At 53.3% G+C, this 5,484-nt stretch carries 2 tRNA genes and 3 rRNA genes; all 5 read left to right on the forward strand.

Annotated features, from left to right (window positions below):
* Positions 1-159: 159 nt before the first annotated feature.
* The 5 genes from PQQ96_RS41510 (at position 160) to rrf (ending at position 5,457) form a co-directional block, all read left to right on the forward strand.
* Positions 160-1,690, forward strand: a 16S ribosomal RNA gene (locus tag PQQ96_RS41510).
* A gap of 63 nt (positions 1,691-1,753) precedes the next feature.
* Positions 1,754-1,830, forward strand: a tRNA-Ile gene (locus tag PQQ96_RS41515).
* A gap of 75 nt (positions 1,831-1,905) precedes the next feature.
* A tRNA-Ala gene (locus PQQ96_RS41520) sits at positions 1,906-1,981 on the forward strand.
* 339 nt (positions 1,982-2,320) lie between these two features.
* A 23S ribosomal RNA gene (locus tag PQQ96_RS41525) occupies positions 2,321-5,199 on the forward strand.
* A gap of 145 nt (positions 5,200-5,344) precedes the next feature.
* Positions 5,345-5,457, forward strand: a 5S ribosomal RNA gene (rrf, locus tag PQQ96_RS41530).
* The 16S, 23S and 5S rRNA genes sit together here with 2 tRNA genes alongside, the layout of an rRNA operon.
* Positions 5,458-5,484: the final 27 nt, after the last annotated feature.

Here is a 5,484-nt window from a genome sequence, read left to right on the forward strand (position 1 = left end):
ATCCTTCGGGGTTTGCCGGAAGCGAAAGTATCAAGTCTCACACTAGTATTAAAGGAAGGTTTTCCTGTTGGGGTGGATTCACGCCGACGGGATGATCATTCGTCAGTACGTTGAGTGAGCGACCGGTTCGTAACTGAACCGAAAAACAGTAACAGGTTTGAACTGAAGAGTTTGATCCTGGCTCAGATTGAACGCTGGCGGCATGCCTTACACATGCAAGTCGAACGGCAGCACGGGGGCAACCCTGGTGGCGAGTGGCGAACGGGTGAGTAATACATCGGAACGTGTCCTGTAGTGGGGGATAGCCCGGCGAAAGCCGGATTAATACCGCATACGCTCTACGGAGGAAAGGGGGGGATCTTAGGACCTCTCGCTACAGGGGCGGCCGATGGCAGATTAGCTAGTTGGTGGGGTAAAGGCCTACCAAGGCGACGATCTGTAGCTGGTCTGAGAGGACGACCAGCCACACTGGGACTGAGACACGGCCCAGACTCCTACGGGAGGCAGCAGTGGGGAATTTTGGACAATGGGCGCAAGCCTGATCCAGCAATGCCGCGTGTGTGAAGAAGGCCTTCGGGTTGTAAAGCACTTTTGTCCGGAAAGAAAACCACCTGGCTAATATCCGGGTGGGATGACGGTACCGGAAGAATAAGCACCGGCTAACTACGTGCCAGCAGCCGCGGTAATACGTAGGGTGCAAGCGTTAATCGGAATTACTGGGCGTAAAGCGTGCGCAGGCGGTCTGCTAAGACAGATGTGAAATCCCCGGGCTTAACCTGGGAACTGCATTTGTGACTGGCAGGCTAGAGTATGGCAGAGGGGGGTAGAATTCCACGTGTAGCAGTGAAATGCGTAGAGATGTGGAGGAATACCGATGGCGAAGGCAGCCCCCTGGGCCAATACTGACGCTCATGCACGAAAGCGTGGGGAGCAAACAGGATTAGATACCCTGGTAGTCCACGCCCTAAACGATGTCAACTAGTTGTTGGGGATTCATTTCCTTAGTAACGTAGCTAACGCGTGAAGTTGACCGCCTGGGGAGTACGGTCGCAAGATTAAAACTCAAAGGAATTGACGGGGACCCGCACAAGCGGTGGATGATGTGGATTAATTCGATGCAACGCGAAAAACCTTACCTACCCTTGACATGTATGGAACCCTGCTGAGAGGTGGGGGTGCCCGAAAGGGAGCCATAACACAGGTGCTGCATGGCTGTCGTCAGCTCGTGTCGTGAGATGTTGGGTTAAGTCCCGCAACGAGCGCAACCCTTGTCCCTAGTTGCTACGCAAGAGCACTCTAGGGAGACTGCCGGTGACAAACCGGAGGAAGGTGGGGATGACGTCAAGTCCTCATGGCCCTTATGGGTAGGGCTTCACACGTCATACAATGGTCGGAACAGAGGGTCGCCAACCCGCGAGGGGGAGCCAATCCCAGAAAACCGATCGTAGTCCGGATCGCACTCTGCAACTCGAGTGCGTGAAGCTGGAATCGCTAGTAATCGCGGATCAGCATGCCGCGGTGAATACGTTCCCGGGTCTTGTACACACCGCCCGTCACACCATGGGAGTGGGTTTTACCAGAAGTGGCTAGTCTAACCGCAAGGAGGACGGTCACCACGGTAGGATTCATGACTGGGGTGAAGTCGTAACAAGGTAGCCGTATCGGAAGGTGCGGCTGGATCACCTCCTTTCTCGAGCTAACGTGTCGAACGTTGAGCGCTCACGCTTATCGGCTGTGAAAAAGACAGACTCAGGGGTCTGTAGCTCAGTTGGTTAGAGCACCGTCTTGATAAGGCGGGGGTCGATGGTTCGAATCCATCCAGACCCACCACTGTTTCTGCGGTGGCTGCGCTAATGACTGAAACCCCTGGGGCATCAATACGGATAGCAATATCTGTGTGTGACTGGGGGATTAGCTCAGCTGGGAGAGCACCTGCTTTGCAAGCAGGGGGTCGTCGGTTCGATCCCGTCATCCTCCACCAATCTTCAATGCTGGTTTATCTGCGGCGAACGTCGAAAGATGTTTGCGGTGCAGTGAAACAAGCATTGGCGATTGAGCCAGTCAGAGTGATACGCGGTTATAGCAACTGCGATATCGGCTGTCGTTCTTTAACAATCAGGAAGAAGTAGTAAAGAGATTCACGAAAGCATACTTAGAGATGGGTGTGCGAGTAGGTGAATCAGGGTTGTGATTGTATCAATGTATGAAAAGGTAATCGAAAGATTGCCTTGGAATACGGCGCAACACGAATACTCAACCTGTAGCGATGTGAGAAACGCGTCATCCCCAGTGGATGGTGCGCGAGACACACCCGTTATAGGGTCAAGCGAACAAGTGCATGTGGTGGATGCCTTGGCGATCACAGGCGATGAAGGACGCGGTAGCCTGCGAAAAGCGGTGGGGAGCTGGCAAACGAGCTTTGATCCACCGATATCCGAATGGGGAAACCCACTCCTTATGGAGTATCCATGACTGAATACATAGGTCATGCGAAGCGAACGCGGTGAACTGAAACATCTAAGTAACCGCAGGAAAAGAAATCAACCGAGATTCCCAGAGTAGTGGCGAGCGAAATGGGACCAGCCTGTACTCTTTATCTTCATTGTTAGTCGAAGGCTCTGGAAAGTGCCGCCATAGCAGGTGATAGCCCTGTAGACGAAAACAGCGAGGAAGAACTAGGTGTACGACAAGTAGGGCGGGACACGTGAAATCCTGTCTGAAGATGGGGGGACCATCCTCCAAGGCTAAATACTCGTGATCGACCGATAGTGAACCAGTACCGTGAGGGAAAGGCGAAAAGAACCCCGGGAGGGGAGTGAAATAGATCCTGAAACCGCATGCATACAAACAGTAGGAGCCTCGTAAGGGGTGACTGCGTACCTTTTGTATAATGGGTCAGCGACTTACATTCAGTGGCAAGCTTAACCGATTAGGGCAGGCGTAGCGAAAGCGAGTCCGAACAGGGCGTTCAGTCGCTGGGTGTAGACCCGAAACCAGGTGATCTATCCATGGCCAGGATGAAGGTGCGGTAACACGTACTGGAGGTCCGAACCCACTAACGTTGAAAAGTTAGGGGATGAGCTGTGGATAGGGGTGAAAGGCTAAACAAACCTGGAAATAGCTGGTTCTCTCCGAAAACTATTTAGGTAGTGCCTCGTGTATCACCTTCGGGGGTAGAGCACTGTCATGGTTGTGGGGTCCATTGCGGATTACTACGCCATAGCAAACTCCGAATACCGAAGAGTGCAATCACGGGAGACAGACATCGGGTGCTAACGTCCGGTGTCAAGAGGGAAACAACCCAGACCGCCAGCTAAGGTCCCCAAATATTGCTAAGTGGGAAACGAAGTGGGAAGGCTAAAACAGTCAGGAGGTTGGCTTAGAAGCAGCCATCCTTTAAAGAAAGCGTAATAGCTCACTGATCGAGTCGTCCTGCGCGGAAGATGTAACGGGGCTAAGCAATATACCGAAGCTGCGGATGCACATTAGTGTGCATGGTAGGAGAGCGTTCCGTAAGCCTGCGAAGGTGCATTGAAAAGTGCGCTGGAGGTATCGGAAGTGCGAATGCTGACATGAGTAGCGATAAAGGGGGTGAAAGGCCCCCTCGCCGTAAGCCCAAGGTTTCCTACGCAACGTTCATCGGCGTAGGGTGAGTCGGCCCCTAAGGCGAGGCAGAAATGCGTAGCTGATGGGAAGCAGGTTAATATTCCTGCACCATTGTTAAATGCGATGGGGGGACGGATCGCGGAAGGTTGTCCGGGTGTTGGAAGTCCCGGTCGCTGCGTTGGAGAAGGCACTTAGGCAAATCCGGGTGCGGAATTCAAGGGCGTGGCGCCATTCACTCAGGTGAAGAAGCAACTGGAAGTGGTTCCAAGAAAAGCCTCTAAGCTTCAGTTTAACAAGACCGTACCGCAAACCGACACAGGTGGGCGAGATGAGTATTCTAAGGCGCTTGAGAGAACTCGGGAGAAGGAACTCGGCAAATTGGTACCGTAACTTCGGGATAAGGTACGCCCCTGTAGCTTGACTGGCCTGCGCCAGGAGGGTGAAGGGGTTGCAATAAACTGGTGGCTGCGACTGTTTAATAAAAACACAGCACTCTGCAAACACGAAAGTGGACGTATAGGGTGTGACGCCTGCCCGGTGCCGGAAGATTAAATGATGGGGTGCAAGCTCTTGATTGAAGTCCCGGTAAACGGCGGCCGTAACTATAACGGTCCTAAGGTAGCGAAATTCCTTGTCGGGTAAGTTCCGACCTGCACGAATGGCGTAACGATGGCCACACTGTCTCCTCCCGAGACTCAGCGAAGTTGAAGTGTTTGTGATGATGCAATCTCCCCGCGGCTAGACGGAAAGACCCCATGAACCTTTACTGTAGCTTTGCATTGGACTTTGAACCGATCTGTGTAGGATAGGTGGGAGGCTATGAAGCGTGGACGCCAGTCTGCGTGGAGCCGTCCTTGAAATACCACCCTGGTTTGTTTGAGGTTCTAACCTTGGTCCGTTATCCGGACTGGGGACAGTGCATGGTAGGCAGTTTGACTGGGGCGGTCTCCTCCCAAAGTGTAACGGAGGAGTACGAAGGTACGCTAGGTACGGTCGGAAATCGTGCTGATAGTGCAATGGCATAAGCGTGCTTAACTGCGAGACCGACAAGTCGAGCAGGTGCGAAAGCAGGTCATAGTGATCCGGTGGTTCTGTATGGAAGGGCCATCGCTCAACGGATAAAAGGTACTCTGGGGATAACAGGCTGATACCGCCCAAGAGTTCATATCGACGGCGGTGTTTGGCACCTCGATGTCGGCTCATCTCATCCTGGGGCTGTAGCCGGTCCCAAGGGTATGGCTGTTCGCCATTTAAAGAGGTACGTGAGCTGGGTTTAAAACGTCGTGAGACAGTTTGGTCCCTATCTGCCGTGGGCGCTGGATATTTGAAGGGGGCTGCTCCTAGTACGAGAGGACCGGAGTGGACGAACCTCTGGTGTACCGGTTGTCACGCCAGTGGCATCGCCGGGTAGCTATGTTCGGAAGAGATAACCGCTGAAAGCATCTAAGCGGGAAACTCGCCTTAAGATGAGATATCCCCGGGGCTTCGAGCCCCTTGAAGGGTCGTTCAAGACCAGGACGTTGATAGGTCAGGTGTGGAAGCGCAGTAATGCGTTAAGCTAACTGATACTAATTGCCCGTAAGGCTTGATCCTATAACCGGTGTGTCTTGCACACGGACGGTTGAGATCACGTGTTGTGCCAGAAACAACACAACCCGCATCAAACGAGAGGCATCCTCTCAGCTACTTCTTCCAGATTGGTTGTATTGCTCCACGAGCAGTGCGACAACAAGTCATGCCTGATGACCATAGCGAGTCGGTCCCACCCCTTCCCATCCCGAACAGGACCGTGAAACGACTCCACGCCGATGATAGTGCGGATTCCCGTGTGAAAGTAGGTAATCGTCAGGCTCCCCAGCATGTCCAGAAACCCCGCCC

Origin of the sequence: Paraburkholderia sediminicola (genome assembly GCF_046027825.1) — a bacterium.
Classification (GTDB): domain Bacteria; phylum Pseudomonadota; class Gammaproteobacteria; order Burkholderiales; family Burkholderiaceae; genus Paraburkholderia; species Paraburkholderia sediminicola_D.